This window comes from Benzoatithermus flavus (assembly GCF_037908215.1).
In the GTDB taxonomy this organism is placed as follows: domain Bacteria; phylum Pseudomonadota; class Alphaproteobacteria; order Geminicoccales; family Geminicoccaceae; genus Benzoatithermus; species Benzoatithermus flavus.
In genome coordinates, this window is record NZ_JBBLZC010000078.1 from 1 (window position 1) to 921 (window position 921).

Consider the following 921-nt stretch of genomic DNA (forward strand, 5'->3'; position numbering starts at 1 on the left):
CCACCCAGGGCTGGACCCTCCCGGCCTCGTGGGCCTCGAGATTGGCGACGATCAGGAACAGCTTGCGCCCGGCGCCGCGCACCAGCCGCTGCAGGAAGGCGAGGAACAGGGCCGCGTCCAGCGCGCCCGCATCGAGCATGAACCGCAACGTGCCGCGGCTGGTCGCGGTCGAGATCATGCCGGTGGTGTGCCGCCGCGCCGTGCGCCGGATCACCGGTGTCTGGCCTTGCGGCGCGAAGCTGCGGCCGTAGGCGGCCCGGTTGGAGATGCCGGTCTCGTCGCCCCGGTGGATCTCGGCGTCTTCTTTCGCCCGTGCCGCGATCTTGGGCTGGTGCTCGGCCTGCCAAGCCTGGCACGGCGCTCGCTGGCGTGCCGGATCGGCCGCGGCGGGGGGAGGGGGGAAGCGCCGGTGCCACAGGTAGTCGCTGCCGGTCCGCAAGGCGAGCCGCACGCCAAAACGGGCCTGGGCCAGGTCGCGCACCGCCTCGCGGCTCCAGAGTGCCCATGGCAGGTCGAGCTGGTCCGGGGTGTGCTCGATCATGAGCCGCTGCACCTCGGCGGCCTGCTCGGCATTCAGCAGCCGCTTGGCCTCGTGGTGGCGACCGCGTTTTTTGGCCTTGAGCGCGGCGGGGCCGGCGAGGCGCCAGCCTTCGCGCCAGCGATGGCCCGCGTTCTCGTGCACGCCGAGCGCGGCGGCGATCGCCAGCTGGGCGTTGCCCGCCTCGTGCATCGCCACCGCGCGCTCGCGGAGCACTTCCAGCGCCGCATCCGGGATCGATCGACCGTCACGTTCCTGCATCGCCCGCGCGTAGCAGAGCCGCCCAGCCTAGGGCGTGTCTGCAAAGCTTAGAGGCTGTTTGAAAAAGGCTCGAGCCGCTGAGGCTGGCGTGATTCAAGCTGTTGATGTGGAACGCATCGACA

Annotated in this window: 1 protein-coding gene; it reads right to left on the bottom strand. The window is 71.2% G+C overall.

Annotated elements, in window-relative coordinates; all coding sequences use genetic code 11:
* Positions 1-799 (bottom strand): IS630 family transposase (locus U1T56_RS24125; protein ID WP_418162037.1); only part of this gene is annotated, 799 nt, incomplete at its 3' end.
* Between the last annotated feature and the right edge of the window lie 122 nt (positions 800-921).